The organism is Streptosporangium sp. NPDC006013, assembly GCF_040614275.1.
Lineage (GTDB): Bacteria > Actinomycetota > Actinomycetes > Streptosporangiales > Streptosporangiaceae > Streptosporangium.
In genome coordinates this window covers 1-25547 of sequence record NZ_JBEXUE010000103.1, presented here as the reverse complement: position 1 = coordinate 25547, position 25547 = coordinate 1, and the positions used below count along the sequence as shown (strand labels likewise).

At 71.0% G+C, this 25547-nt stretch carries 24 protein-coding genes; 16 read left to right on the top strand and 8 right to left on the bottom strand.

The genetic code is table 11. The features are described from left to right. From ABZ260_RS18090 to hutI, 4 genes are all read right to left on the bottom strand, one after another. The coding region (locus ABZ260_RS18090) for a ComEC/Rec2 family competence protein (RefSeq protein ID WP_355618552.1) at positions 1–1274 on the bottom strand (1274 nt) is incomplete at its 3' end. 26 nt (positions 1275–1300) lie between these two features. Further along, a complete protein-coding gene (locus ABZ260_RS18085; RefSeq protein ID WP_355618549.1) occupies positions 1301–2257 on the bottom strand; it encodes a ComEA family DNA-binding protein in 957 nt (318 codons plus the stop codon). Positions 2258–2396: 139 nt separating this feature from the next. After that, positions 2397–3251 carry a DegV family protein gene (locus tag ABZ260_RS18080; RefSeq protein WP_355618546.1) on the bottom strand — a complete coding sequence of 285 codons (855 nt, stop codon included), beginning with the start codon at positions 3249–3251 and terminating at the stop codon, positions 2397–2399. Positions 3252–3309: 58 nt separating this feature from the next. After that, the gene (gene hutI / locus ABZ260_RS18075; protein ID WP_343979893.1) at positions 3310–4518 is read right to left on the bottom strand and encodes an imidazolonepropionase; all 1209 of its coding nucleotides are present in this window, start codon (positions 4516–4518) and stop codon (positions 3310–3312) included. A gap of 736 nt (positions 4519–5254) precedes the next feature. On the opposite strand from hutI, the gene ABZ260_RS18070 reads away from it, so the two are divergent. The 6 genes from ABZ260_RS18070 to ABZ260_RS18045 are packed head-to-tail and all read left to right on the top strand — an operon-like array spanning position 5255 to position 11143. Beyond that, positions 5255–6118: an STAS domain-containing protein gene (locus ABZ260_RS18070; RefSeq protein WP_355618543.1), complete on the top strand. Its 864-nt coding sequence runs from the start codon at positions 5255–5257 to the stop codon at positions 6116–6118. Continuing rightward, complete coding sequence (locus tag ABZ260_RS18065; protein ID WP_355618540.1) at positions 6118–6498, top strand: STAS domain-containing protein; 381 nt, start codon at positions 6118–6120, stop codon at positions 6496–6498. The genes ABZ260_RS18070 and ABZ260_RS18065 overlap by 1 nt, the downstream gene beginning before the upstream one ends. Further along, on the top strand, positions 6495–6896 hold the full coding sequence (locus ABZ260_RS18060; protein WP_355618537.1) for an anti-sigma regulatory factor: 402 nt from the start codon (positions 6495–6497) through the stop codon (positions 6894–6896). The genes ABZ260_RS18065 and ABZ260_RS18060 overlap by 4 nt, the downstream gene beginning before the upstream one ends. Then, positions 6884–7894, top strand: coding sequence for an ATP-binding protein (locus ABZ260_RS18055; RefSeq protein WP_355618534.1), 1011 nt, complete (start codon positions 6884–6886; stop codon positions 7892–7894). Before ABZ260_RS18060 ends, ABZ260_RS18055 begins: the two co-directional genes overlap by 13 nt. After that, entirely contained in the window at positions 7891–9573 is a 1683-nt protein-coding gene (locus ABZ260_RS18050; protein WP_355618531.1) for an ATP-binding protein, read from the top strand. The genes ABZ260_RS18055 and ABZ260_RS18050 overlap by 4 nt, the downstream gene beginning before the upstream one ends. After that, on the top strand, positions 9566–11143 hold the full coding sequence (locus ABZ260_RS18045; protein ID WP_355618528.1) for a fused response regulator/phosphatase: 1578 nt from the start codon (positions 9566–9568) through the stop codon (positions 11141–11143). Before ABZ260_RS18050 ends, ABZ260_RS18045 begins: the two co-directional genes overlap by 8 nt. Positions 11144–11203: 60 nt before the next feature. Here ABZ260_RS18045 and hflX read toward each other — a convergent pair whose 3' ends face one another. Both hflX and ABZ260_RS18035 read right to left on the bottom strand, forming a co-directional pair. Beyond that, positions 11204–12613, bottom strand: a complete 1410-nt coding sequence (gene hflX, locus ABZ260_RS18040) for a GTPase HflX (RefSeq protein WP_355618525.1) — start codon at positions 12611–12613, stop codon at positions 11204–11206. A 193-nt stretch (positions 12614–12806) separates the two neighbouring features. Further along, a complete protein-coding gene (locus ABZ260_RS18035; RefSeq protein ID WP_355618522.1) occupies positions 12807–13496 on the bottom strand; it encodes a DUF4097 family beta strand repeat-containing protein in 690 nt (229 codons plus the stop codon). A 232-nt stretch (positions 13497–13728) separates the two neighbouring features. On the opposite strand from ABZ260_RS18035, the gene aceB reads away from it, so the two are divergent. The 6 genes from aceB (at position 13729) to ABZ260_RS18005 (ending at position 20913) form a co-directional block, all read left to right on the top strand. After that, complete coding sequence (gene aceB, locus ABZ260_RS18030) at positions 13729–15315, top strand: malate synthase A (RefSeq protein WP_355618519.1); 1587 nt, start codon at positions 13729–13731, stop codon at positions 15313–15315. 109 nt (positions 15316–15424) lie between these two features. Beyond that, positions 15425–16039 carry a DUF1016 N-terminal domain-containing protein gene (locus ABZ260_RS18025; RefSeq protein WP_355618516.1) on the top strand — a complete coding sequence of 205 codons (615 nt, stop codon included), beginning with the start codon at positions 15425–15427 and terminating at the stop codon, positions 16037–16039. Positions 16040–16133: 94 nt separating this feature from the next. Beyond that, positions 16134–17591, top strand: coding sequence for an FAD-linked oxidase C-terminal domain-containing protein (locus ABZ260_RS18020; protein WP_355618513.1), 1458 nt, complete (start codon positions 16134–16136; stop codon positions 17589–17591). Next, positions 17591–18832, top strand: coding sequence for an FAD-binding oxidoreductase (locus ABZ260_RS18015; protein WP_355618510.1), 1242 nt, complete (start codon positions 17591–17593; stop codon positions 18830–18832). Before ABZ260_RS18020 ends, ABZ260_RS18015 begins: the two co-directional genes overlap by 1 nt. 1 nt (position 18833) lies before the next feature. Next, the gene (locus ABZ260_RS18010; RefSeq protein ID WP_355618507.1) at positions 18834–20081 is read left to right on the top strand and encodes a heterodisulfide reductase-related iron-sulfur binding cluster; all 1248 of its coding nucleotides are present in this window, start codon (positions 18834–18836) and stop codon (positions 20079–20081) included. 61 nt (positions 20082–20142) lie between these two features. Beyond that, positions 20143–20913 carry an IclR family transcriptional regulator gene (locus ABZ260_RS18005; RefSeq protein WP_355618504.1) on the top strand — a complete coding sequence of 257 codons (771 nt, stop codon included), beginning with the start codon at positions 20143–20145 and terminating at the stop codon, positions 20911–20913. Between the two features lie 33 nt (positions 20914–20946). Here ABZ260_RS18005 and ABZ260_RS18000 read toward each other — a convergent pair whose 3' ends face one another. After that, on the bottom strand, positions 20947–21165 hold the full coding sequence (locus ABZ260_RS18000) for a hypothetical protein (RefSeq protein ID WP_355618501.1): 219 nt from the start codon (positions 21163–21165) through the stop codon (positions 20947–20949). Between the two features lie 141 nt (positions 21166–21306). On the opposite strand from ABZ260_RS18000, the gene ABZ260_RS17995 reads away from it, so the two are divergent. Then, the gene (locus tag ABZ260_RS17995; RefSeq protein WP_355618498.1) at positions 21307–21906 is read left to right on the top strand and encodes an RNA polymerase sigma factor; all 600 of its coding nucleotides are present in this window, start codon (positions 21307–21309) and stop codon (positions 21904–21906) included. Continuing rightward, positions 21903–23000, top strand: coding sequence for a CU044_5270 family protein (locus tag ABZ260_RS17990; RefSeq protein ID WP_355618495.1), 1098 nt, complete (start codon positions 21903–21905; stop codon positions 22998–23000). The genes ABZ260_RS17995 and ABZ260_RS17990 overlap by 4 nt, the downstream gene beginning before the upstream one ends. Positions 23001–23079: 79 nt before the next feature. Here ABZ260_RS17990 and ABZ260_RS17985 read toward each other — a convergent pair whose 3' ends face one another. Next, a complete protein-coding gene (locus tag ABZ260_RS17985; protein ID WP_355618492.1) occupies positions 23080–23628 on the bottom strand; it encodes a hypothetical protein in 549 nt (182 codons plus the stop codon). 93 nt (positions 23629–23721) lie between these two features. On the opposite strand from ABZ260_RS17985, the gene ABZ260_RS17980 reads away from it, so the two are divergent. Both ABZ260_RS17980 and ABZ260_RS17975 read left to right on the top strand, forming a co-directional pair. Next, positions 23722–24405, top strand: a complete 684-nt coding sequence (locus tag ABZ260_RS17980) for a response regulator transcription factor (protein ID WP_030904055.1) — start codon at positions 23722–23724, stop codon at positions 24403–24405. Beyond that, positions 24402–25547: HAMP domain-containing sensor histidine kinase (locus ABZ260_RS17975; protein WP_355618489.1), on the top strand; the 1146-nt coding region annotated here is incomplete at its 3' end. The genes ABZ260_RS17980 and ABZ260_RS17975, both read left to right, overlap by 4 nt.

The window sequence follows — 25547 nt, the reverse complement described above, 5'->3', positions numbered from 1 at the left end:
GCCGCGGCGGCCACGGCGATCGCCTCCGCCGCCCAGCGGGGCATTCGGGTCGCGAGCCGGTCGCGCCAGCGCGGTGCGAGGACCAGAATGCCCGCGGTGGCGAAGACCGACAGGGCGAAGCCGTAGGAGCGGGCGAGGTCGGGGACAAAGAAGATCAACCCCAGAACCGTCGCCGACAGAGCCGCGACCCCGTCGCGCGAGCGGCCCGTGCCGAGTGCCACGGCGGCTACCCCGCCCATCAGGAGAGCCCTGAGCACACTGGGCGAGGGCCGGGCGACGACCGAGAAGGCGACCATGGCCGAGATCGCCAGCACCGCCCGCGCGGCGAGTGGCAGACCGGCCATCCTGGCCATCGCGACCGCCGCACCGGCCACGACGGCGAGGTTCGCGCCGGAGACGGCGAGTAGGTGGCTGAGACCGGCCGCCTTGAAGTCGGCTCTGACCTGGTCGTCCATCCGGGACACGTCACCGACCACCAGGCCGGGCAGCAGCCCGCGCTGCGCCGGCGGCAACACCTCGGCCGCCTTCCTCAGCCCCGATCTGAGCGCCCCGGCCGCGCGTTGCTCCCAGGAGGGCCCGCTCAGGACTCGCGGTGCCCCCTTGACCAGCACCACCGCCGCGAGCAGCTCACCGGGGTCCGCCGGGCCGAAGCGCCCGCTGACCTCGACCCGCTGGCTGGGCAGCAGCGAGCGCCACTCCGCGCCGGAGACGAAAAGCAGCACCGGGGCCCGCAGCGTCACCCTGTCCGCTCCCGTCCCGACCGACTCGACCCGGGCGGGCACCACGAAGCTCTCCCGCCGGAACAGCCCGCCACGCCGGGCCACCTCCCGGGGGTCGTCGGTCACCACCGCCTCCGCCACCGCCGAGGCGTGCCTTCCGGCCAGTTCGGCGACCGGTCCCGTACCGGCGGCGTGCACCCGGAAGGCCACCGACCCGGCCACCGCGGCCGTGCACCCCAGGACCGCGATCACCGCGTTACGCCAGCCCGCCGTCCTCCCTGTCCGGACCGGAACAGCCACGGCCAGGGCGCCCACGGCCGTGAGACCGGCCACCACGGCACCCGTCGCCGCAGGACAGCCCAGCAGGACGAGGGCGGTCACCCACGATGCCGCCGCGGGCAGGAGCAGATGCGCGGCATGCGCGCCCCACCCCTTTCCGGAACTCCTGGAACCGCCGGCCTTCCCGGGAACGCCGGAACCATCAGGGCTCTCGGTATCCCCGGTGCCTCTGGTATCCCCGGCGCGCTCGACCTCGACGGCCGGGCCGGCTCGCATCGCGACCGCCCTCCCCGACCGGCGGATCACACGCGGACCTTGTCGCGCATCTCGGCATACTTACGGTCGCCGATGCCGCTCACGTCGCGGAGTTGCTCAACGGCGCGGAAGCCGCCATGGGCGGCGCGGTACTCGATGATGCGCTGGGCGAGCACCTCGCCCACACCCGGTAGCCGCTCCAGCTGCTCGGCCGTGGCCGTGTTGAGGTCGACGACGGCGGTGGCGGGGTCCGCCGGATCCACCGAGGCGGGTGCCGCCGCGACGGCGGGGCCGGTCGAGCCGACGACGATCTGCTCGCCGTCGACGAGCCTGCGCGCGAGGTTGAGAGAACCCGTGGCGACTGCCCCGCGAACGCCCCCGGCCGCCTGGACCGCGTCGGCGACCCGGGAACCTCCGGGCAGCGTGATCACCCCGGGGCGGCGGACCTTGCCGGTCACGTGAACTGTCAGCTCGGTGGCCGGCGCGGGCCGGGACCGTGCGGCGTTGACAGGCGCCGACAGCGGGGCCCCGGAGATCGGTGCCGGCGGGGCCAGCGGCTCGGGCTCCGGCTGGGACCTCCAGGCATACACGCCGCCGGCGACGGCGGCCGTCAGGGCGACGAGCAGCAGGAGGCGCAACCCCGGCCTGCCCGGACCGAGAGCCTGTCCCTGTGCGGCCACGACCTTGCGCAGTGCCTCGAAGGCCGGGGGAGGCGGCATGGAACGCATGCGCGCGGCGGGACCGTCGAGGGAGACGGCATCCTGCGGCCGGCCCTGCCCACCGGACCACGCATCCCCAGCCGAACAGGGCAGACCGGCCCCGGCCTCCCCATCGGCGGGGCCTACCGGCCGGAGCGGCGAGAACCGATCGTTGGGCGGCGGCGGGGCGAGCAGGTCGGTCGACCTGCGTGGGAGGGGCACGGCGGTAGGTGAGCCACGCCCTGTCAGGATCCGCAGCCGCGACTCGGCTCGGAACCGCTCGATGTTCTGGCCTGTGGTCCGCACCCGCAGGACGCTACGGCGGCGGCACCGGGAACATCCTCGCCGAACTCCGTTCTGTGGATATCCGACCGACCGTACGGCCAGGCTGTGGACGGCGATCCGGCGGACGGGCGCCCGGACCGGGCATGCGCGCCCACAGGTGTCAGGAGGGCGGGAAGGAGACGGTGATGCCGAGCATCCCGGGGCCGACGTGGGCGCCGATGACCGAACCGACCTCGACGACTGTGACCTCGACGAGTGCGGGGATGCGCCGGGGCAGGCGCGCCGCCAGCGCCTCGGCACGGGCCGCGGCGCCGAGATGCTGGACCGCGACCTCCACCGGGGCGGTGCCCGCGGCCTCGACCGCGAGATCCTCGAGACGGGCGATGGCCCGGCTCGCCGTACGGACCTTCTCCAGCGGAACGATCGCGCCGTCACGGATGTGCAGGATCGGTTTGATCATCAGCGCCGAGCCGAGGAGGGTCGCCGCCGCACCGATCCGGCCTCCCCGGCGCAGGTATTCCAGGGTGTCGACATAGAAGAAGCTGCGGATCGACTCCGCACGGCGGCGGGCGGCATCCGCCACCTCCGTCCGGGTCGCGCCCGCGGCGGCGGCACCCGCGGCGGCGAGGACGGGGAATCCCAGGCCCATCGCGATGGACCCGCTGTCGATGACGTCGACCGGAACCGGTGAATCCTCGGCTCCCGCGCGGGCGGCCTCGACCGTGCCGGACATCTCCGCCGACAGGTGGATGGAGACGATGCCGGTCGCGCCTTGGGCCGCCGCCTGGTCGTAGGCGTCCGCGAAACGCCGCGGAGCGGGCCTGGAGGTCGTCACCGGAGCCCGCTCCCCGAGCGCGTCGTCCACGCTCGCGGCGCCGTCGAGCCGCGCCATGTCGTCGAGCGACCGGCCTCCCACGACCACCTGGAGCGGTACCACGATGATTCCCAGGCGGGAGACCTGCTCTCGCGGAAGGTAGGCGGTGGAGTCGGTGACGACGGCGACCGATGGCGACATGTCCAGAGATTACTCGGAGAAGATCAGACGAAGAAGGCCGGAGTCACGGACGTTGGACCTACTGGACGGGGGTGCCTCCACGCCAGACCCGGCGGGGCTTGAGGCCGAAGGCCCAGGCGAAGGCGCCCTCGTGGTCGGCGTCCCACTGGACGATGTCGGCCAGGCGACCTGGGGCGAGAACACCGCGGTCGGAAGCCCCGAGGACCGTGGCACCGCCGAGGGTGGCGGCGCGCAGGGCGTCGCCGACGCTCATGCCGAAGGCCGCCACCGCGAGGCTGATGACCAGTGACATCGAGGTGATGCCGCAGTGGCCCGGGTTGTGGTCGCTGCCGAGGGCCACGGTGACCCCCTGGGCGAGCATCCGGCGGACGGGAGGCAGGCTGCCACGCTGGAGGGCGGTTCCCGGGCAGACCACGGCGGGGACTCCGTAGCGGGCCAGGATCGCGATGTCCTCGTCGGTGGTGTGGTGGAGCAGGTCGGCGGAGGCGCAGCCGAGCTCGGCGGCGAGCTGGACGGCGCCCCGGCGGGTGTACGCACCGGCGTGCACGCGGGGCTGCAGGCCGACGTTGCGCCCGGAGGCCAGGACCCAGCGGGCCTCTTCCGCGGTGAAGTGACCCTCGTCGCAGTAGACGTCGACGCTGTCGGCTCCCGCCGCCGCGGCGTCGGCGCACCAGGAGCCCACGGCCTCGACGTAGTCGCGCTGGCGGCCGAAGTACTCGGGCGGGACGACGTGCGCGGCCATGAAGGTCACGTGCACCCGCGGCATCATCGGCTCCTTCTCCAGCTCGCGCAGGAGCCGCACGTCGGCGAGTTCGCCGTCGCGGGTGAGGTGGTAGCCGGTCTTGGCCTCGATGGTGGTGGTGCCGCTGAGCAGCCAGTCTCGGAGCCGCTCACGGACACCGTTGCAGAGCGTCCAGGGATCGGTGCCCCGGGTGACCGTCACGGTGGAACCGATGCCGCCGCCCGCCGCGGTGATCGCGGAGGGGGTGGAACCACCGGAGCGCATCGCCATCTCGGCGTAGCGGTTGCCCGCGTAGACCGGATGGGTGTGCGCGTCGATCAGGCCGGGGGTGACCAGCGCGCCGCCCAGGTTCTCGACGTGGTCGACGTCGACGATGTCGTCGACGACGCCGGGCACGCTCTGCGGTAGATCCGCGGCCCGGCCGACCCAGGCGATCCTGTCGTTGTGAACAAGGATCGCCGCGTTGCTGAACACATCGTTTCCGGTCCAGAGCCGGCCGATGTTGGTCAGAAGGCGGACCGTCATCGCATCACCGCCTTGTGTTCAGGGGAAGACGCTTGGAGGAGGAGGACCACACCCGGACGGGACGAGTCGCCCCTGACACTGCCGGGCACCGTGCCCTTCAAGCCCGCTGTGACTCCGGACGGCATCGGGGGTCTCCTGCTCTCATCCGCGTATCTGTTGTGCGGCGACAGTATCGCCGAGATCATGATCGGGCGATTTCAGTTCAGTTACGTTATTTCACAAGTCAGCCCGCTGTACAGGCTAATTGGGAAGAACGCCGCCTCACCGCGACCGCACCTCGCCCGCCGGCTCGACGATCACGCGTGGCGTTGAGCACCTTTCCACAGCTCAGACTACTTCTTCATCGTCCGTAACAGTAGTCACCAGAGCAACTTGCGTCATAACATCTCGCTAGATTTGCCTTATGGTAGCAATCTAAACCCCGGCCGACCACTGCGGCTTTCGCGGCTTTTGTACGTTTTCACGACCACAGTGCACCCCACAGGGCCTTTCAGCGCAAGCCCCGCCATTGAAACGCGATTCGCGATCAACCTAGGCTGGTAATCGGGAGACTTGGACCATGATCCTTACTCCCCTCCACATCGGCGGGCGGTTGCGTCGCCGTGCGGGCACCCGGGACGGCCGCGACATCGACCCCCGACACCTGCCGACCAAATCCCTATAAAAGGCCGCAAGCAGGACGCTCCATGTAGCCTTTCGTGCGAGTTGTCCGCAGGTCACACGCATAGGAGTTGCCTTGTCCGTCCAGGCGGACGCCGGTAGGCGTCGCATTGAAGAGCTTCTCCAGGGGCACGAGGAACGCGTCCTCAAGCGCTGGCTTGAGGTCGCCGGCTCCTCCACCGGAGGCCAGGTGGATCGCGGAGGACTGGCCGGGCAGCTACGTGAGCTCTACCAGGCACTGCGTCGGTCGTTCGGCGACTCCGGCGACCTCAGCGACCTGCGTGGCCTCCTCGCCGAACTCTCCCGTGACCGCGCCCGCCAGGGGTTCACCCCGACCGAGACCGCGATCGTGGTGTTCGGCCTGAAGGAGGCGCTCTACGAGAGCGTCGAGGAGGACGCCTCCCCCGAGGCCCTGCGAGGTTTCATCTGGTTCTCCCGGGTAATCGACGACCTCGGGCTCTTCACCGTGGAGAGCTACGCGGCGGCCAGGGAGAAGATCATCATCGACCAGGCGGAGCAGTTGCTGGAGCTGTCCACCCCGGTGGTCAAGCTCTGGGACGGCATCGTCGCGGTGCCGCTGGTCGGCACGCTCGACTCGGCCAGGACCCAGGTCGTCATGGAGAAGCTGCTGCAGACGCTCGTCGACACCGGCTCCGAGCACGCGGTCATCGACATCACCGGGGTGCCTGCCGTGGACACCGAGGTCGCGCAGCACCTGCTCAAGACCGTGGTGGCGGCCCGGCTGATGGGCGCCGAGTGCGTGATCTCCGGCATTCGCCCGCAGATCGCCCACACCATCGTCACCCTCGGCATCGAGTTCGGCGACATCGTGACCAAGGCCACGCTCGCCGACGCGCTGGCCCACACGCTGCGGGCGAGCGGCGTCAGGGTCGTCAAGGGCGGGGAGTCCCGCATCGCCGTGAGAACGGTTGAGGGCTGATGGAGCGCGTACCCATCCTCAAGCTCGGCGACATCCTGATCGTCTCCATCCAGATCGACCTGCAGGACATGAGCGTGCTCGCGCTCCAGGAGGACCTGTCGGAGAAGGTGGTCGCGACCGGCGCCCGAGGGGTGATCATCGACATCACCGCCGTGGAGATCGTCGACTCCTTCATCGGCCGGATGCTGGCCACCATCGCGGCGATCTCCCGCATGCTCGACGCCGAGACGATCGTCGTCGGCATGCGACCGGCGGTGGCGATCACCCTCGTCGAGCTCGGCCTCTCCCTCGGCGGCGTGCGCACGGCGCTCAATCTCGAGAAGGGTGTCGCGCTGCTGAACCAGATCGAAAGCTCCCAGACCTCTACGGCCACCTGGTGACAACCGCCGAGGAGTTGCCCATCAACGTCAACGGCGACGTCGTGCTGGTCCGCCAGCGCGTCAGGACCGTCGCCGTGAACGTGGGCCTGTCCCTGGTCGACCAGACCAAGGTGGTGACCGCGGCCAGCGAGCTGGCCCGCAACGCCCTGGTCTACGCGGGAGGGGGACAGGTACGGGTCGAGGTCGTGCACAAGGGGGTACGGCGCGGCCTAAGGATGACCTTCAGCGACAACGGGCCCGGCATCCCGGACATCGAGCAGGCGCTGACCGACGGGTGGACCACGGGCAACGGCCTCGGTCTCGGCCTCAGCGGCTCCCGCCGTCTGGTCGACGAATTCGCCCTGGAGTCGACTCCCGGTGAGGGCACGCTGGTCACGGTGACGAAATGGGCACGTTGATCCGCTCGCGGCACGACGTCTGGGTGCGCGCCGAGGACGCCAGTGCGATCGGCGCGCTCCGCCGCACCGCCGTGGCGCTCGCCGAGATCCGGGGATTCGGCGAGGAGGACATCGGGCGGGTCGCCGTGGCGGTGAGCGAGGCCGCGTCGAACCTGGTGAAGCACGCGATCGAGGGGGTCATGCTGATCCGGCCGCATCCCGAACTGGACTCGGCGGTCGAGGTTCTCGCGATCGACCGGGGGCCGGGGATGCACGACGTCTCCCGTGCCCTGCGCGACGGCTACTCCACGGCGGGCACGCTCGGCATCGGGCTGGGCGGCATCGCCCGGATGGCCAGCGGATACGAGGTTCATTCCATGCCCGGCCGGGGAACCGTGCTCGGCATGTACTTCGTCGCGCAGGGCGCCCCGCTGCCCCCGTCCCAGGTGAGCGGCCTGACGCGTCCGATCGGCGAGGAAACCGTCTGCGGCGACGCCTTCGTGGTCGCCGAGACCGGCACCGCGATGACCGTGATGCTCTGCGACGGGCTCGGCCACGGTCCCGCCGCCGCCCATGCCTCCCAGGAGGCGGTGCGCCTGTTCCTGCGGCACGCGGACCTCGCACCGGTCACCGCCCTGGAGCGCATCCACACCGGCCTGGGCCACACCAGGGGCGGCGCGGTCGCCGTGGCCCGCGTCGACGGCGCCGCGGGCACGGTGAGCTTCGCCGGCCTCGGCAACATCTCCGCGTGGATCGCCCACGGCGACGGCCGTCAGGGGATGATCTCGGTACCGGGCATCGCCGGCCACCAGGCCAGGACCCTGCGCCAGTACGAGTACATCGTGCCGCGGCACAGTGTCGTCCTGCTCCACTCCGACGGCCTGTCCGAGCGCTGGGACATCACCTCCTACCCCGGGCTGGTCACGCGCCTCCCCTCCGTCGTCGCCGGCACGTTGCTGCGCGAGGCCGGTACCCGCAGGGACGACGCCTGCGTGGTCGCGGTCAGGCCGGGCACATGACCGGGGACGAGCTGATCAGGGTCGGCGTCCGGGACGACCATGACGTCTTCGCCATGCGCAGGCTCGGCCGGGAGGTCGCGGAGAGCGTCGGGTTGGAGGCCCAGGACCAGATCCGGGTGGCCACCGCGTTGAGCGAGATCGGCAGGGAACTCCTCGAGGCCGAGATCGAAGCCTCCGTCGCCTTCCGGCTGGAGCGGGACGCCCTGCTCGTCACCGTTGACTTCTCGGCGGAGACCGATTTCCGCCCATCGGACGGCGTGACGCTGGCGGGGCGTCTCGTCGACCTCATCGAGCTCGATCCCGCCGAGGGAAGAATAAGCATGGTCAAACGGCTCCCGCAGGGCCGCAAGCCGAGACTCTCGGCAGAGGAGATACGCACCGTGCTCGCCACCGCGGCGCCCACCACCGCCCTCGACGAGCTGCGCCTGCAGAACCGCGAGCTCGCCGAGACCCTGGAGGAGGTCCTGCAGCTCAACACCGAGTTGCAGGAGACCAACCAGGGAGTGCTGGCGCTCTACAACCAGCTCTCCGAGGAGCTGGAGGAGACCAACCGCGGCGTCGTGGCGCTCTATGCCGAGCTGGACGAGAAGTCCGCGCAGCTCCGGGCGGCGAGCGACGCGAAGAACAGGTTCTGGGCCACGGTCAGCCATGAGCTGCGCACCCCGCTCAATTCGATCATCGGCCTGGTCCGCCTCCTGGTGGGTCCCGGCGGGGAGCCCCTGGCCGCCGAGCAGCTCCACCAGGTGAACCTCATCGGCTCCTCGGCGCAGACGCTTCTGGCGCTGGTGAGCGAGCTGCTCGACATGGCGAAGGCCGAGGCCGGGCGGCTCGATCCCCAGCCCGCCATGGTCGACCTGGTGGCGCTGGCGGAACGGCTGCGTATGACGCTCCACCCCACCAGCGGCAACGACGAGGTGGCGCTCACGGTGGAGATCCCGCAGGCACCGTTGGAGATGATGGTGGACGAGGTGATGCTCACCCGGATCCTGCGGAATCTGCTCTCCAACGGGCTGAAGTTCACCGAGCGGGGCGAGGTCAGGCTGGAGGTGAGCATCGACGCCGCCACCCACGACCTGGTCTTCACCGTGACCGACACGGGGGTAGGCGTGCCCGAGGAGCACCTGGAACGCGTCTTCGAGGAGTTCTTCCAGGTGCCGGGGGTGATCCAGGCACGGACCAAGGGGACCGGGCTCGGTCTGCCGTACGCCCGCAGGCTGGCCGAGGCTCTGGGCGGCGGACTGCAGCTGGCCAGCACGGTGGGATCCGGAACCACGGCCACCCTGAGGCTGCCCTACCGGCACGACGAGGCCCCGATGGTCGGCCGGTTGCTCGTCGTGGACGACGACGCGGAGTTCCGCGCCACGGTACGGCGGATGCTCACCGGTTTCGCCGCGCACATCGACGAGGCCTCCGACGGGCTGGGTGCGCTGGAGACGATGGCGAAGAACCCGCCCGACCTCGCGCTGGTGGACCTGCTGATGCCCCGTCTCGACGGCACCGCGCTGATGTTGCGGATGTCCGACGACGAGCGGCTGCGCGAGGTACCGGTGATCATCGTGACCGTCGCCACGTCACGGCAGGCCCCGGAGGGAGCACACATGGTGATCCCCAAGCAGGGGCTCCGCCGTGACACCCTGCTGGAGGCGATCGGAAGCGCTCTGGGACACGCCCATGGGTAGCGGCGGAGCGACGGTGCTGGTCGTGGACGACACCCCGACCAAGCTGTACATCCTGTCGAGCTGGCTGCGCCGCTCGGGACACCAGGTCGTGCAGGCCACCGGCGGCATGGAGGCGCTCACCAAGGTCAGGGAACTCCAGCCGGACCTGGTCGTCCTCGACGTACGACTGCCCGACATCAGCGGCTACGAGGTCTGCGAGCGGATCAAGGCCGACCCGGCGACGTCGTCGATACCGGTCATCCAGATCTCCGGAGCGGCTATCACCCCGGCCGACCGCGCCCAGGGGCTCGAACGCGGAGCCGACGCCTACCTGGCGGAACCGGTCGAGCCTGACGAGTTCGCCGCGACGGTCGAGGCCACGCTGCGCTACTACCGCGCCCGGCAACGGGCCGAGCTGATGGCCCGGCGGCTGGCCGCCCTCACCGAGGTCACGCTCTCGATGAACTCCGCCGAGACGTTCGACAAGCTCCTCGGCACGGCCGTCGAGGGGACCTCCAGGATCCTGGAGCGGCGGACGGGCACGCTCGCCCTGCCTCCCGACGGCCGGATCCGCAGGTTCTCCGCCATGCCCCCGGAGAACGTCGCCGTCGCCAAGGTCGCGGCGCCGGACACGCTGAACAGGTTGAGCGCGATGTCCCTGGGCGACTCCGCGGGCACCCAGGTTTTCACGGTCCCCGCCGCCGAGTGGATGGGGCTGGTGCCCGACTCGAAGATCAGCGGCGATGTCTCGGCCGTGGTCTGCCGCACCAAGCTGGGCAGGCCCCCCGTCTATCTCGGGGTGGACGGGGTCCCGCCGCTCGACGTCGACGAGTCCAACGTGCTGCGCCAGCTCGGCCAGGCCCTCGCCCTCGCCGTGGACGCGCTCCGGGCGTACGCCGAGGAGCACGCGATCGCCCTCACCCTGCAGCGCAGCCTGCTGCCGGCGCGGATCCCCGAGACCTCCGGGCTCACGATCAGCTGGCGGTACCAGCCCGCGGTCGACAACGTCGAGGTCGGCGGCGACTTCTACGAGGTCCTACGGCTGGGCCACCGGCTGCTCATCGCCATCGGCGACGTCCAGGGACACTCGCTGCTGGCCGCCACCGTCATGGCGGAGCTGCGCCACGCACTGCGTGCCTCCATCATCGGCACCTCGGACCTCGGCACGTCGATGGCCCTGCTCAACGATGTGCTGCGGCGCTACCACCCCGGTATGACCGCCACCGTCTGCCTGCTCCTGCTCGACCCGGTGACCGGGGAGATGGAGATCGCCAACGCCGGGCACATCCCGCCCCTGCTCATCGCCGACGGCCAGGCCCGCTACCACCGCCTGGGCAATCTCCTGCTGGGCGTGGCCGAGGAGAGCTACCGGGTCGACCGGGTGAACGTGCCGCGGGGAGCCGCGGTGCTGATGTTCACCGACGGACTCATCGAGGACCGCGACAAGCTGCTCGACGAGAGTCTGGAGATCGTACGACACCTGGCCGAGGAGACGGAGGAGGACCTGGAGGTCTTCTGCGACCGGCTGATCGAGAGGTTCGGCGCCAGGGAGGACGACGTGGCACTGGTCATGTTCCGCCGCGAAAGGTGAGGGAAGGCGTCGCCGTCCCGCCGTACCGCCCCAAGGAGGCGGTACGGCGGAAGGAGCCGATCAGACGGTCTCGACCGGCTTGGCGGTCTTCTCCAGCTCGGCGAAGAGGCCGGGCAGAACCCTGGCGTGCAGCACCGTGCCGTCCTCGGTGTGCTCGATGCCGAGAACCTCGCCCTCCCCGTGCGCCCTGGAGATCAGGTCGCCGCGCTCGTACGGCACGAGAAGCCTGACCTCCTGGTCGAACCGGGGCAGCTCCCGCTCGATCACGGCCCTCAGCTCGTCGATCCCGGCGCCCGTGCGGGCCGAGACCACGACCGTGTGCTTCTCCCGCGCGGTCAGCTGGGCCAGCACCACCGGGTCGGCGGCGTCGGCCTTGTTGATGACCACGATCTCCGGAATGTCGCGAACGCCCTCGATATCGGCGAACACCTCGCGCACCGCGGCGAGCTGCGACTCGGGGTCGGGGTGCGAGCCGTCGACCACGTGCAGGATCAGGTCGGCATCGCCGACCTCCTCAAGCGTGGAGCGGAACGCCTCGACGAGCTGGTGCGGCAGGTGCCGGACGAACCCGACCGTGTCGGCCAGCGTGAACAGGCGGCCGTCGGGCGTGTGCGCCCTGCGGACCGTCGGGTCGAGCGTGGCGAACAGGGCGTCCTCGACCAGCACTCCGGCACCGGTCAGCCGGTTCAGCAGCGAGGACTTGCCCGCGTTGGTGTATCCGGCGATGGCCACGGCGGGGACCTCGCGCTGCAGGCGTCGCGCCCGCTTGGTCTCGCGGGCGGTGGTCATCCCGCCGATCTGGCGGCGTAGCTTGGCCATCCGCTCACGGATCCGGCGGCGGTCCAGCTCGATCTTGGTCTCACCGGGACCGCGACCGCCCATGCCGACGCCGCCCGCGGCGCGCCCGCCGACCTGGCGGGACAGGTTGCCACCCCAGCCTCGCAGGCGCGGCAGGAGGTAGTTGAGCTGCGCGAGCTCGACCTGGGCCTTGCCCTCGCGGCTCTTGGCGTGCTGGGCGAAGATGTCGAGGATCAGCATGGTCCGGTCGATGACCTTGACCTTGACCGTCTCCTCGAGCTGACGGAGCTGGCCGGGGCTCAGCTCACCGTCGCACACCACGGTGTCGGCACCGGTGGCGGAGACGATGTCGGCGAGCTCCTGCGCCTTGCCCGAACCGATGTAGGTCGCCGTGTCGGGCTTCTGGCGGCGCTGGATCAGCCCCTCCAGCACCTGTGAACCCGCAGTCTCGGCGAGGAGCTTGAGCTCCAGGAGGGAGTTCTCGGCGTCGATCGCCGTACCGGAGGTCCAGACGCCGACCAGGACGACCCGCTCAAGTCGCAGCTGGCGGTATTCGACCTCGGTGACGTCTTCCAGCTCCGTGGAGAGGCCCGCCACCCGGCGCAGCGCCTGGCGCTCGGCCAGATCCATCTCACCGGTGTCGAGCAGGTCGTCGAATCGATCGATGTCCATGTCCAGCGGCTCACGAGTGTCTATGTCGTCGCTCCATTCAGATGGTGGGTCCGTATGCGTTCTTCTCATATGAGTGAACGCCCGAACACCCCGGGTCTCTTCCCCTCGATGGTGCCATGGGAACCGCTCGGTCATCACCTGGTTATCACCGCTCCGTCCGCCGACCGGCGCGGTGTCGGTGTCGGTGTCGGGTTCAGGAGAGCAGGACCCGGGCGTCGCCGGAGCCGGTCTTCAGCGTGATCTTGTGCGGCGCCGAGGGGTCCCTGACGACCTCCACGGTCTCGTCGCCGGAGCCGGTCTCGGTGGTCACGTCGTAGCCGCCCTTGGGAAGGTACGCGGCCACGTCGCCGGAACCGGTCTTGATCTCCACCCTGTCGGGTATGACCGCGAACCTCGCCTCGACCTCGCCGGAGCCGGTGTCGGCGGTGAACTGCTTGGAACCCAGGTTTCCCGCCTCGATGTCGCCGGAGCCGCTCTCGGCGCTCACTCCCCCGGTCAGCCCACGCAGCGTGATGGTCCCGGAACCGGTGTCGAGCTTGGCCGTCAGACCTGGCGGGATCTCGACCTTGTAGTCGACCGAGCAGCTCATCCCGTCGCAGCGGTGCCGCAGGGTGAGCGTGCCGCCGTCCACCGGATGCTCGGTGGTGGGCCTGTCGCCGCCGCGCCAGTGGATGGTCTCGGTCACGTGGACGGCCTGCCGGTCCGACTCGGTGACCACGATGTCGCCCGAGCCCGTGGCGACGTCCAGGGCCGTCACCCTGCCGGTGACGTCGTAGGAGACGACGTCCTGCTGCCGGTCACGGAAGTCCAGGGCGAACTCGCACCCCGAGAGCATGAAAACCGCCCCCAACAGCCCACCGGCGACGAGCGTGTTCCTCTTCATGCGCTCAATCCTCGACTTCCCGGGAAGTCTCCGCTTCCCATTCGCGACTTGTCCGTCCTCTCCCTCTACCGGGAGGCGCTGATCCAACTGTCTCCCAGTACATCCCCCAGCTCATCGGGGAATTCCCCGAGCGACCCCTGAGGAGGACCCTGCCTTTGACCGAGAACCGGCCGTCAAGTAGCGTCTATTCCACAATTCAGAAGTGGTTTTCCATGATACGGAAAGAGGGCTCATGGACGGTGTTGAGATCAGTGGCCCCGGTCAGGACCGCTTTGACGAGATCCTCACGCCGGAGGCACTGGCCTTCGTGGCCACCCTCCAGCGCGAGTTCAACGACCGGCGTCTGGAGCTGCTCCAGGCCCGCCAGGACCGTCAGGCGGAGCTGTCGGCGGGCGGCACCCTCGACTTCCTGCCCGAGACCAGGCACGTGCGCGAGTCCGAGTGGCACGTCGCCCCGCCCGCGCCCGGCCTGGAGGACCGCCGCGTGGAGATCACCGGCCCGGTCGACCGGAAGATGACGATCAACGCACTGAACTCCGGCGCCAAGGTCTGGCTGGCCGACTTCGAAGACGCCAACGCCCCCACCTGGGAAAACACCATCAACGGCCAGCTCAACCTCCGCGACGCGCTCGACCGGACCATCGACTTCTCCGCCGGGGAGAAGAGCTATGCCCTCAAGCCCGACTCCGAGCTGGCCACCATCGTGGTCCGCCCCCGCGGATGGCACCTGGACGAGAAGCACCTCACCCTCGACGGGGTGCCGTTCTCCGCCTCCCTCGTCGACTTCGGGCTCTACTTCTTCCACTCGGCGCAGCGGCAGATCGCCAAGGGCAAGGGCCCCTACTTCTACCTGCCGAAGATGGAGTCACACCTGGAGGCCCGCCTCTGGAACGACGTCTTCGTCAGGGCCCAGGAACTGCTCGACATCGCCCAGGGCACGATCCGGGCGACGGTGCTCATCGAGACCTACCCGGCCGCGTTCGAGATGGAGGAGATCCTCTATGAGCTCCGCGACCACTCCGCCGGCCTCAACGCGGGCCGCTGGGACTACCTCTTCAGCGTGATCAAGAAGTTCCGCACCCGCGGCCGCGAGTTCCTGCTGCCCGAGCGGAACGCGGTGACGATGACCGCCCCGTTCATGCGCGCCTACACCGAACTCCTGGTCAGCACCTGCCACCGGCGCGGGGCCCACGCCATCGGCGGGATGGCCGCGTTCATCCCCTCCCGCCGCGACCCCGAGGTCAACAAGATCGCTCTGGAGAAGGTCACCGCCGACAAGACCCGCGAGTCCGGCGACGGCTTCGACGGTTCGTGGGTCGCCCACCCCGACCTGGTGCCGATCTGCCGCGACGTCTTCGACTCCGTCCTCGGGTCGCGGCCGAACCAGCTCGACCGCCTGCGCGAGGACGTCTCCGTCTCCGCCGCCGACCTGCTCGCGGTCGCCCAGACTCCCGGCGACATCACCGAGGCGGGGCTGCGCAACAACGTGGACGTGGCACTGCGCTACCTGGCCGCCTGGATGGGCGGGCTGGGCGCGGTCGCGATCCACAACCTGATGGAGGACGCGGCGACCGCCGAGATCTCCCGCTCCCAGATCTGGCAGTGGATCCACAACGACATCAAGCTCGCCGACACCGGCGCCGTGGTGACCAGGGAACTGGTCGAGCAGATCATCGACGAGGAGCTCGCCAAGATCAAGGAAGAGCCCGGATACGACGAGGCCCTTTACGACCAGGCGACCGCGCTGTTCAAGGAGGTCGCCCTGGACGACGACTTCGCGGAGTTCCTTACTCTCCCTGCCTATGCGCGTATGCCATGACATGACCGGCCCGACGGTGAGGAATCCTCATCCCCTGACGAGGATTCCTCACTCCAGGCGGTCACCGGCGGCGGATGCGGAGGCCGAGCCGAGTGGATACTTTGCGTGCATGAGTGATGACAGGAACGGCGAGGAAGCCGGTCGGGGCGACTACGGGTCGCTGCTCGACGCCGTCAAGCGCGAGATCACCGGCAGCCGGGGGCGGGTGGCCCTGCTCACCACCGATGCCGAGCTGATCCGGCAGTACTGGCGGATCGGCCGCCACATCCTCGAACGGCAGACGGACGATGACTGGGGCAGAAAGGCGGTGCCCCGGCTCTCGATCGACCTGCGCGGCGCGTTCCCCGAGGCCATGGGCTACTCGCGGACCAACCTCCTCTACATGAGGGCATTCGCGGCGGCCTGGCCGGAATCCGTCCCGCAGACCGGGCGGCCGATCCCGTGGGGCCACCACATCGTCCTGCTGGACATGCTGGACAGCCGGACGACGAGGGAGTTCTACGCGCGCAAGACCGCGGACGAGGGGTGGGCCAGGGGCGTCCTGATCACGATGATCAAAGGTCGGCTCCACCTCCGTATCCGTCACTCCCCGCCAGGCCCCGCCCGTGTCTCGCCGGTCCCCGACTGCCGGTCCGCCCAGCGGGAGTTCGCCGGCCTGCTGGACGAGGGCCCCAGGCACGGCAGGAACGCCGGTGCCCCCGCACTGAGCGAGAATGCGAGATGAGGGTTATGTCGTTAATCGGCCGATGTAGGCCGGTGGGCGACGGCGACGGCGTCCCCGTCGTCGCCGGATCCTCGGTCACATCGCAGGAGGAACGATGTCGACGAAGACGCTGGACGAGTCGGCCCGCAGGTTCGAGGAGCTCCTCGGCCCCGGGTCGGTGATCACCGACCCCGTGCGGCTGCGCACCTACGAATGTGACGGGCTGACCCACCACCGGGCCACTCCCGGCGTCGTGGTGCTTCCGGAGAGCGCCGAGCAGATCGCGGCCGTGGTGAGGATCTGCAACGAGTACGGTCTGCCGTTCGTGGCCAGGGGCGCCGGGACGGGTCTGTCCGGCGGGGCTCTGCCGAGGACCGACGGGGTGCTGGTGGTGACCTCGAAGATGCGGCGGATCCTCTCTGTCGACGTGCCGAACCGGCGGGCGACCGTGGAGCCGGGAGTCACCAATCTGGCGATCACCGAGGCCGTCCGCGACCTGGGCTACTACTACGCGCCCGACCCCTCCAGCCAGCAGGTCTGCACGATCGGCGGCAACGTGGCGGAGAACTCGGGCGGCGCGCACTGCCTGAAGTACGGCTTCACGGTCAACCACGTGGTCGGCCTGGAGATCGTCACCCCCGACGGTGACATCGTCGAACTCGCCGACGTCGACTCCGGCTACGACCTGCTGGGCGCGTTCGTCGGCTCGGAGGGCACGCTCGGCATCGCGACCAAGGTCGTCGTACGGCTGAGCCGGCTTCCGGAGGCCGTGACGACGCTGCTCGCGGCGTTCGAGGACATCGAGCGGGGCGGGCGGGCGGTCTCGGCGATCATCGGCGGCGGCATCGTACCGGCCGCGATCGAGATGATGGACGCCCTGGCCGTCGAGGCGGCCGAGGCGGCCGTGGCGTGCGCCTACCCCGAAGGGGCCGGCGCGGTGCTCATCGTGGAGCTGGACGGTCCGGCCGAGGAGGTCGCGCACCAGTTCGGCGAGGTGACGCGGATCTGCCGGGAGAACGGCGCGTTCGAGATACGGGTCGCCGACGACCCGGTGGAGCGGGCGGCCATCTGGCGGGGCCGCAAGTCGGCGTTCGCCGCGGTGGGCCGGATCAGCCCCGCCTACATCGTCCAGGACGGCGTCGTACCGCGGACCGCGCTGCCCGAGGTGCTGGCGAGGATCGACGGGCTCTCCCGCGAGTACGGGATCAGGGTCGCGAACGTCTTCCACGCCGGTGACGGCAACCTGCACCCACTGGTGCTGTTCGACGACGCGGAGCCGGGCGCGGGCGAGCGGGCGGAGATCGTCTCGGGAAGGATCCTCGACCTGTGCATCGAGCACGGCGGTTCCATCACCGGTGAGCACGGCGTCGGAGTGGACAAATCCCGATATATGCCAAAAATGTTCTCCGACGACGACCTCGACACCATGCAGCTGGTGCGCTGCGCCTTCGACCCCCGCGGCCTGTCGAACCCGGGCAAGATCTTCCCGACCCCGCGACTGTGCGGCGAGGTCCCCGGGGTCCGCAAGGGCGTGCACCCGCTGGTCGAGTCCGGACAGGCGGAGCACTTCTGATGGAGGCACTGCACGAGACGGGTGTGACGGTCCGCCCGGCGACCCCCGGCGAGACGGTGGGTGGAGTCCTCCCCCGCTGGGTGGCCCTGCCCGAGAGCACCGATGAGGTCGCCGCGCTGATGCGTGTCTCGGCCGCGCACGACCTGGCCGTGGTCCCGACAGGAGGCGGCACGAAGCTCGGCTGGGGGAATCCCCCCGAGCGGTGTGACCTGCTGATCGACACCCGCCGCCTGCTCCTCGGCAACGGATCGACGGTCGAGCACTCCGCCGGCGACCTCGTGGCGCGGGTCAGCGCCGGGCTTCCCCTCGACGTCCTCGACTCCACGCTCTCGCGGTTCGGGCAGGAACTGGCCCTGGACGGCGCCCCGCGCGCCGGCACGGTCGGCGGCACGCTCGCCACCGCGGTCGCCGGCCCCCGCAGGTTCCGCTACGGCACCGCCCGCGACCTGCTGATCGGCATCACGGTCGTGCTGGCCGACGGCACGACCGCCTCCTCGGGCGGCAACGTCGTCAAGAACGTCGCGGGCTACGACCTGGGCAAGCTCTTCACCGGCTCGTACGGCACGCTCGGCGTCATCACGGAGGCCACCTTCCGTCTCCACCCGATCCCGGCCGACCGCCGCTGGATCACCGTGGAACCGGCTTCCCGGGCCGGAGCCGGCCACGGAACGGCCGCGCTGGTCACCGAGCTCGCGGCCGCCCTGGCCGAGCCGAGCGCGATCGAGCTGGACTGGCCGGACCACCCGCTGGGCGCGCCCACCGTGTCCGCGCTCGTCGAGGGGGTGGCGGCCGACGCCCGGGCGGAGGCCGTGCGCCGGCTCATGGACGGGTACGGGAGCGCACTGATCACCACGGAGGCGCCCGCCTGGTGGGCGGTACCGCCCGGTGCGGACGTGCTGCTGGAGTTGCGGGTCCCGCCCGCCGCCGCGCACCCGGCACTGCGGGCGGTCGCCGCGCGCGGGCTGCCCGCGCGGGTGCGCGGTTCGGTGGCCTCGGCGGTCCTGCGGGTCGCCCTGCCCGCGGACGTCGGCGAGGCGGCCTTCGCCGGATTCGTGACGGGCCTGCGCGACGACCTCCGCGAGCTCGGCGGCGGGCTGACCGTGCTCACCGCGCCTCCCGAGACCGCCCGCGGGGTGGATCGCTGGGGCCCGTCGGGCGCGCTGCCGCTGATGCGGCGGATCAAGGAACGGTTCGACCCCGACCGGAGGATGTCCCCCGGCCGGTTCGCGGGAGGGATCTGACATGGACCCGAAGCTGATCAATGACTGTGTGCACTGCGGTTTCTGCCTGCCCTCATGCCCGACGTACGTCCTGTGGGGCGAGGAGATGGACTCCCCGCGCGGCCGGATCCACCTGATGAAGCAGCACGTCGAGGGCACACCGCTGACACCGGAGATGGCCGGGCACTTCGACGCGTGCCTGGGGTGCATGGCGTGCGTGTCCGCCTGCCCGTCCGGGGTGAGGTACGACCGGCTGATCGAGCAGACCCGCGCCGAGGTGGAGCGGGTGCACGTGCGCAAGCCCGACGACCGGGCGCTGCGGGCGCTGGTCTTCCAGTTGTTCCCCTACCCCCGGCGACTACGGGCGATGCGGCTGCCGCTGCGGCTCAGTGCCGGACTGCGCCGCGCGATCGCCCCGAGGCTGGAGCGGATCAACCCGTCCCTGGCCGCGATGGCCGACCTCGCTCCCCCGGCCGCCGCCAGGGAGGAGTTGCCGCGCGTGCTCCCGGCGCGGGGTCCGCGCAGGGCGACGGTCGGGATGCTCACCGGTTGCGTGCAGGGCGAGTTCTTCCCGCAGGTGAACGCGGCCACGGCCCGGGTGCTCGCGATGGAGGGCTGCGACGTGGTGATCCCGCCGTCGCAGGGCTGCTGCGGGGCGTTGTCACTGCACTCGGGGCAGGAGAGGCAGGCCCTGCGATTCGCGAAGCGGACGATCTCCGTCTTCGAGCGGGCGGGCGTCGACACGATCGTGGTCAACGCAGCCGGCTGCGGATCGACGATGAAGGACTACGCGGAGATCCTCGAAGCCGAGGAAGGCGAGTGGGCCGACAGAGCACGGGCGATCAGAGTCGTCGACCTGGCCGAGTATCTCGTCGCGCTCGGGCCGGTGGCCGAACGGCATCCGCTGCCGCTCACCGTGGCCTACCACGATGCCTGCCACCTGGCCCACGCGCAGGGGATAAGGTCCGAGCCCCGCAGGCTCCTGGAAGGCGTGCCCGGCCTGGTACTGAGGGAGATCGCCGAGTCGGCGATCTGCTGCGGCTCCGCGGGAACCTATAACCTGTTCCAGCCCCAGGCCGCCAGGGATCTCGGTGACCGCAAGGCGGAGCGGGTGCTGGCCACCGGCGCCGACCTGCTGGTCTCGGCCAATCCCGGCTGCACCATGCAGATCACCTCGGCGATCCGCCGCCGGGGGGACGCGCCCATCCCCGTGGCGCACACCGCCCAGGTCCTCGACGCCTCGCTGCGCGGGCTCACGGAGGTGCCGTGAACGAGCCGTCCGGCGGCCATGGGGCGCGTAAGGATCCGGGGTCGCCCGGCGAGGAGGTCAGATGAGCGCCGTGCAGTCGGTCGACCGGGCACTGGACGTGCTGGAGGCGCTGGCCGAGCAGGGCGGGGAGGCGGGGCTCTCCGAGATCGCGGCCAGGACCGGCCTGCCCTACGGGACGATCCACCGGCTGCTGCGCACGCTGCTCGCACGGGGCTACGTGCGCCAGGAGTCCGACCGCCGCTACGCCCTGGGCGGCGCGCTGGTACGGCTCGGCGGGGTGGCCGAGCGCATGGTCGGCGTATGGGCGCAGCCCCACCTGACGAAGATGGTCGAGCTGTGGGGCGAGACGGCCAACCTGGCGGTGCTGGAGGGGGACTTCGTGGTCTACGTCGCCCAGGTGCTCTCGCCGCGACGGCTGCGGATGTTCGCCGAGGTCGGCAGGCGGGTGCTGCCGCACAGCACGGCGGTGGGAAAGGTGCTGATGGCCGACCGTCCGGACGCCGAGGTGGCGTCGCTGGTCAAGCGCACCGGCATGCCCCGGAGGACCGCCAACACGATCACCGACCTGCAGGGGATGCTCACCGAGCTTGAGCGGGTGCGCGAGCACGGGTACGCGATGGACCTGGGCGAGGAGGAGATCGGCGTGCACTGCCTGGCGGTGGGCGTACACGACGGGGCGCGGACCGTCGCCGCGCTGTCGGTCTCCGGGCCCGCCGAACGGATCTCCGCGCTCGACCGGCGGGACCTCACCGAGGGGATGCGCAGGATCGCGCGCGACTTCGGCGCCGAGCTGGGTCCGGCCACTTCCACCAAGGCGGACGGCACGGCATGAACCGGTCACCCGTGACGGTTCCGACCACCGGGGTCAGCGGCCGGGAGGGGTGATGTTGAGGTTGCCGCCCTGCGGCACCGGAACCACGCTGACCCGCCCCTTCCGGATGGCCTGCCAGAGCACGGCGCCCTGCGGGCCGAGGACTTTGACAAGGTCCTTGATCGATTCGATCTCGGCGCGGACCTTGGCGTTGCGCTGCGAGGCGGCGTCCACGGCCCGGTCCAGCGGCACCCGCATGTAGATGTTGAGCATCCGCCGCCAGCCGTCGGATGACCCCCAAGGGAGACATGTCCGTCTATGGAACCCGATGGAGGCGGTCGGCGGAGTAGGGAGTGAGAGTGCGTACGCGCTCCGGAAGGATTCCCTCTTGATGACGACTGGACGAAACAGGTGGTGACACTGGATCTCCCCCAACGGACCGGGGCGTTCCCGCTGTCCCCGCCCGCCGACGACGCGACCGACGCGACGCTGATCGGGGAGTCCCTGACGGACCCCGACAGGTTCGCCGGGCTCTTCGACCGGCACGCCGACGAGATCCACCGGTACGTGGCGCGGCGGCTGGACGACGTGACCACGGCCGACGACATGACGGCCGAGACGTTCCTCGTAGCCTTCCGCAAGCGGGCCCGGTACGACCTCGGCCGCGCCGACGCCAGACCCTGGCTGTACGGGATCGCCTCCAACCTGATCTCCGGCCACCGCAGGTCGGAGACCCGCAGGTTGAAGACGCTCGCCCGGCAGGTTCCCGAGCCCGCGGCCGAATTCGAGGACCGCAGCGCCGAGCGCGTCACCGCCGACCGGCTCAGACCCGCCCTCGCCGCCGCGCTGGCCGGGCTCGGCTCCGCGGAGCGGGACCTGCTCCTGCTGGTGGCCTGGGCCGACCTGACCTACGAGGAGGCCGCGCAGGCGCTCGGCATCCCGATCGGGACCGTCAGGTCCCGCCTCTCCCGCACCCGGACCAAGATCCGCCGCTCCCTGGAGTCGCACAGATGAACAAGGACGAGATCGAGCTGGTGGCCGCCATCCGGCCTGAGGCGCCCCCGTACGCCGACGAGGCCAGGCAGGCGGCCAGGCGGGGGCTGGCCGCGGCCGCCGCGCCGCGGGCACGGGGACGGAACCCGCTGCGGAACGGGCCGCGGTGGCGCGGGCCGTACGCGATGGCGCTGGCCGGGGCGCTCGCGGTGGCGGTGGGGGCGACCGCGATCACCCTGGCGCGGGCTCCGGGCGGCGGCCCCTCCGGAGACGTCGAGGAGGTCGTGGTGACGATGCCCAAGATCGTCGCCGTCTCGGCGAGCGAGGTACTGGACAGGGCGGCGCGAGCGGCCGTGAAGAGGGACCTCGCCCCGCGTGACGACCAGTTCGTCAAGGTCGAGTCGGAGACGATGTACGGCGCCTTCAGCGGCGTGGCAACGAACGCGGAGACGGGTGAGGTCGGCGAGGAGACCCGCTACCTCTACCGGACCAGGCGGGCCATCTGGCTGTCCGCCGACGGGACGAGGGACGGCGTGCTGCGGATCGAACACCTGGAGCCCAGGGCCTACCCGGGCTGGCCGATCCCCGAGGCGGCGTACAAGGAGCCCGGAGTCGAGACGCTCCCGCTGGTGAACTGCGGGAAGATCCCCGAGTACATGCGCACCGACCACGCGGCGCTCAAGAGGCTCCCCGCCGACGCCGACGGGATGCGCGCCCACCTCTACACCGGCGACCGGGGCGGCAACTCCAAGGACGAGGCGGCCTTCACCGCGGCGGGCGACATGCTCAGGGAGACCTACATGCCCCCGGCGCAGCGGGCGGCGCTGTTCAAGGCGGTGGGCACCATCCCCGGGGTCGACGTCACCGAGCGGGCCGAGGACGCGGCGGGACGCGAGGGGATCGGCGTCGGCAGGGTCGGCCTCGACGGCGTCAGGCAGGATCTGATCTTCGACGCGAAGACGTACGATCTGCTCGGCGAGCGCGGGATCGTGGTCGACGAGAAGGCCGCCAAGTCCCCCAGAGGCAGCCTGGTCGCCTCGACCGCCCAGCTCTCGGTCACGGTGGCCGACGAGGCTCCCGAGGTGGAGGTCGGGGACGCGGACCGCTGCGGCTGACAGCCGCTCCTGCCTGACCCCCGCCCGCCGCGGCGCCGTGGACCCGACTTCGCGGACGGGGAGCCCCGGCCACGGCCGATCAGCTGTGGACGCGGTGGACGGGTGATCCGTCGGCCGCGCAGTTCACCTCGACCTTGACCTCGGTCTCCTCGGACTCGAACTCGACGCGGGCCCGGTCGGCGGGTCCACGCTCGACGTCGTCGGTCTGGAATCCCTGGGCCGGGCTCCACGACCGGAGGGTGACCAGGCCGTCCTTACAGCGGGCGATGACCCTGCCGCCCGCCGTGGTGATCACCCGGCTCTCGCCGGGCTCCGCGACGGGCGCGGTGGTGGTGACGGTAACGGTCGGCTGGGGAGCGGACTCGGCGACGGTCGATTCGGAAGCGGACTCGGCGGGATCCGAGGTGACCCCGGCCGTGGGATCGGACGTGGGAACGGCGGTGGGAAGACCGCCGGGAAGGGACGAGGCCAGGGCGAGCGCCTCGTCGACCTCGGCGGCGGAGAGCGGCTGGAGCCCGGTGTCCGTCAGCGGCTCGCTGAGACGGTCGATCACCGCCACACCCACTCCGATCGCGAGGAGTCCGGTGACCAGCCATCCGGCCACGACCAGGGGAAGACGCTTGCGCATGCGTTCACTGTGCCACCTGAAACGATAAGGCAAGGTTAAGGGGCCGATAACCCGCTTTTGACGTGATGTGGAAGGAGGCTAACGTGGCGGCAAATGTCGAACGTACTGCTCATCGAGGACGACGCCGCGATCCGCACCTCCCTCACCCGGGGCCTGCGCGACCGCGGTCACGCCGTGTCGTCCGCTCCCACCGCTCTCGACGGCCTCCGGCTGGCCGTTGAGGAACGCCCCGACCTGGTGGTACTCGATCTCGGCCTGCCCGACATGGATGGGCTGGACCTCCTTCGGATGCTCCGGGCGGTGAGCCGGGTCCCGGTGATCGTGGCGACCGCGCGGGACGGGGACGCGGAGATGGTCAGGTTGCTGGACGCGGGCGCCGACGACTACGTGGTCAAGCCGTTCAGCGCGACCCAGCTCGACGCCCGGATCCGGGCGGTGCTCCGGCGGGTGGCCGGTGAGAACCGCGCCGACAGCTCGGTCACCGTCGGGGGCCTGCGGATCGACCCGCGTACCCGGGAGGCGACCCTGGACGGGACGCCGCTGGATCTGAGCCCACGGGAGTTCGACCTGCTCCACTACCTGGCCGCCCGCCCCGGCGAGGTGGTCACCAAGCGGGAACTGCTCACCCACGTCTGGCAGATCCCCTACGGCGGAGCCGACAAGACCGTGGACGTCCACCTGTCGTGGCTCCGCCGCAAGCTGGGCGAGACCTCGCAGGAGCCCCGCTACCTGCAGACCGTCCGGGGTGTCGGCGTGCGACTGGCCGCCCCGGCATGAGGCGCTGGCTGACCCTGCTGGTCGCGGCGACCACCTCCCTGGTACTGATCGCGCTGATGGTCCCGCTGGCGCTCCTGGTCCGCACGGTGGCGGTGAGCGGGGCGGTCAGCGAGGCCGAGAGCGAGGCCGAGTCGGTGGCCGTCGCGGTCGGCGCCGTGGACGCCGAGACCCTGCGGCTCACCACGGAACAGACCTCGCACCCGGTCACCGTCTTCCTCCCCGACGGCCGGGTGATCGGTGCCCCGGCCCCGCGCTCCGCCGCCGTGGAGCTGGCCTTCCTCGGTCGCAGCGTCACCGCCGCCGCCCCCGGCGGGAGGGAGATCCTGGTCTCGGTCCAGGGGGCGCCCGGGGGCACCGCGGTGGTCCGGGTGTTCCTGGACGACGGCCGGCTGACCAGGGGGGTGCCCCAGGTCTGGGCCGGGCTGGCGGCGCTCGGCCTGGCCCTGGTCGGGCTGGGCGTGCTGGTCGGCGACCGGCTGGCCCGCGCGGTGATCAGGCCGATCACCGCGCTGGCGGGGGTCTCGCACCGGCTCGCCGCGGGCGACCTGTCCGCCAGAACCGTGCCCGACGGCCCCGTCGAGGTGCACGCGGTCGGTCTCGCCCTCAACCACCTGGCCGAGCGCATCACCGGCCTGCTGGCGGAGGAGCGGGAGAGCGCCGCCGACCTGTCACACCGGCTGCGCACCCCGCTGACCGGGCTGAGGCTGGAGGCCGAGTCCCTGACCGACCCGGAGGAGTCGGCCAGGATCGAGGCCCGGGTGGACGCCCTGGAACGCGCCGTCACCTCGGTGATCAACGAGGCCAGACGGCGGGTGCGGGACCGGGCCGAGTGCGACGCGGCGGCGGTGACCGCGGCCCGGGTCGCGTTCTGGTCGGTGCTCGCCGAGGATCAGGCGCGGCACTTCACCCTCGATCTGGCTCCCGGCCCGTTGCCGGTCGCCGTCCCCGCGGACGAGCTGGCCGCCTGCGTGGACGCGCTGCTCGGCAACGTGTTCGCGCACACGCCCGAGGGGGTCTCGTTCTCCGTACGGTTGGAGCCGGCCGAGGGCGGCGCGCTGCTGACCGTCGCCGACGCCGGTCCCGGCTTCTGGGCACACGACGTCAAACGGCCGCCGGACTACTACGACGGTGACGGCTACGGC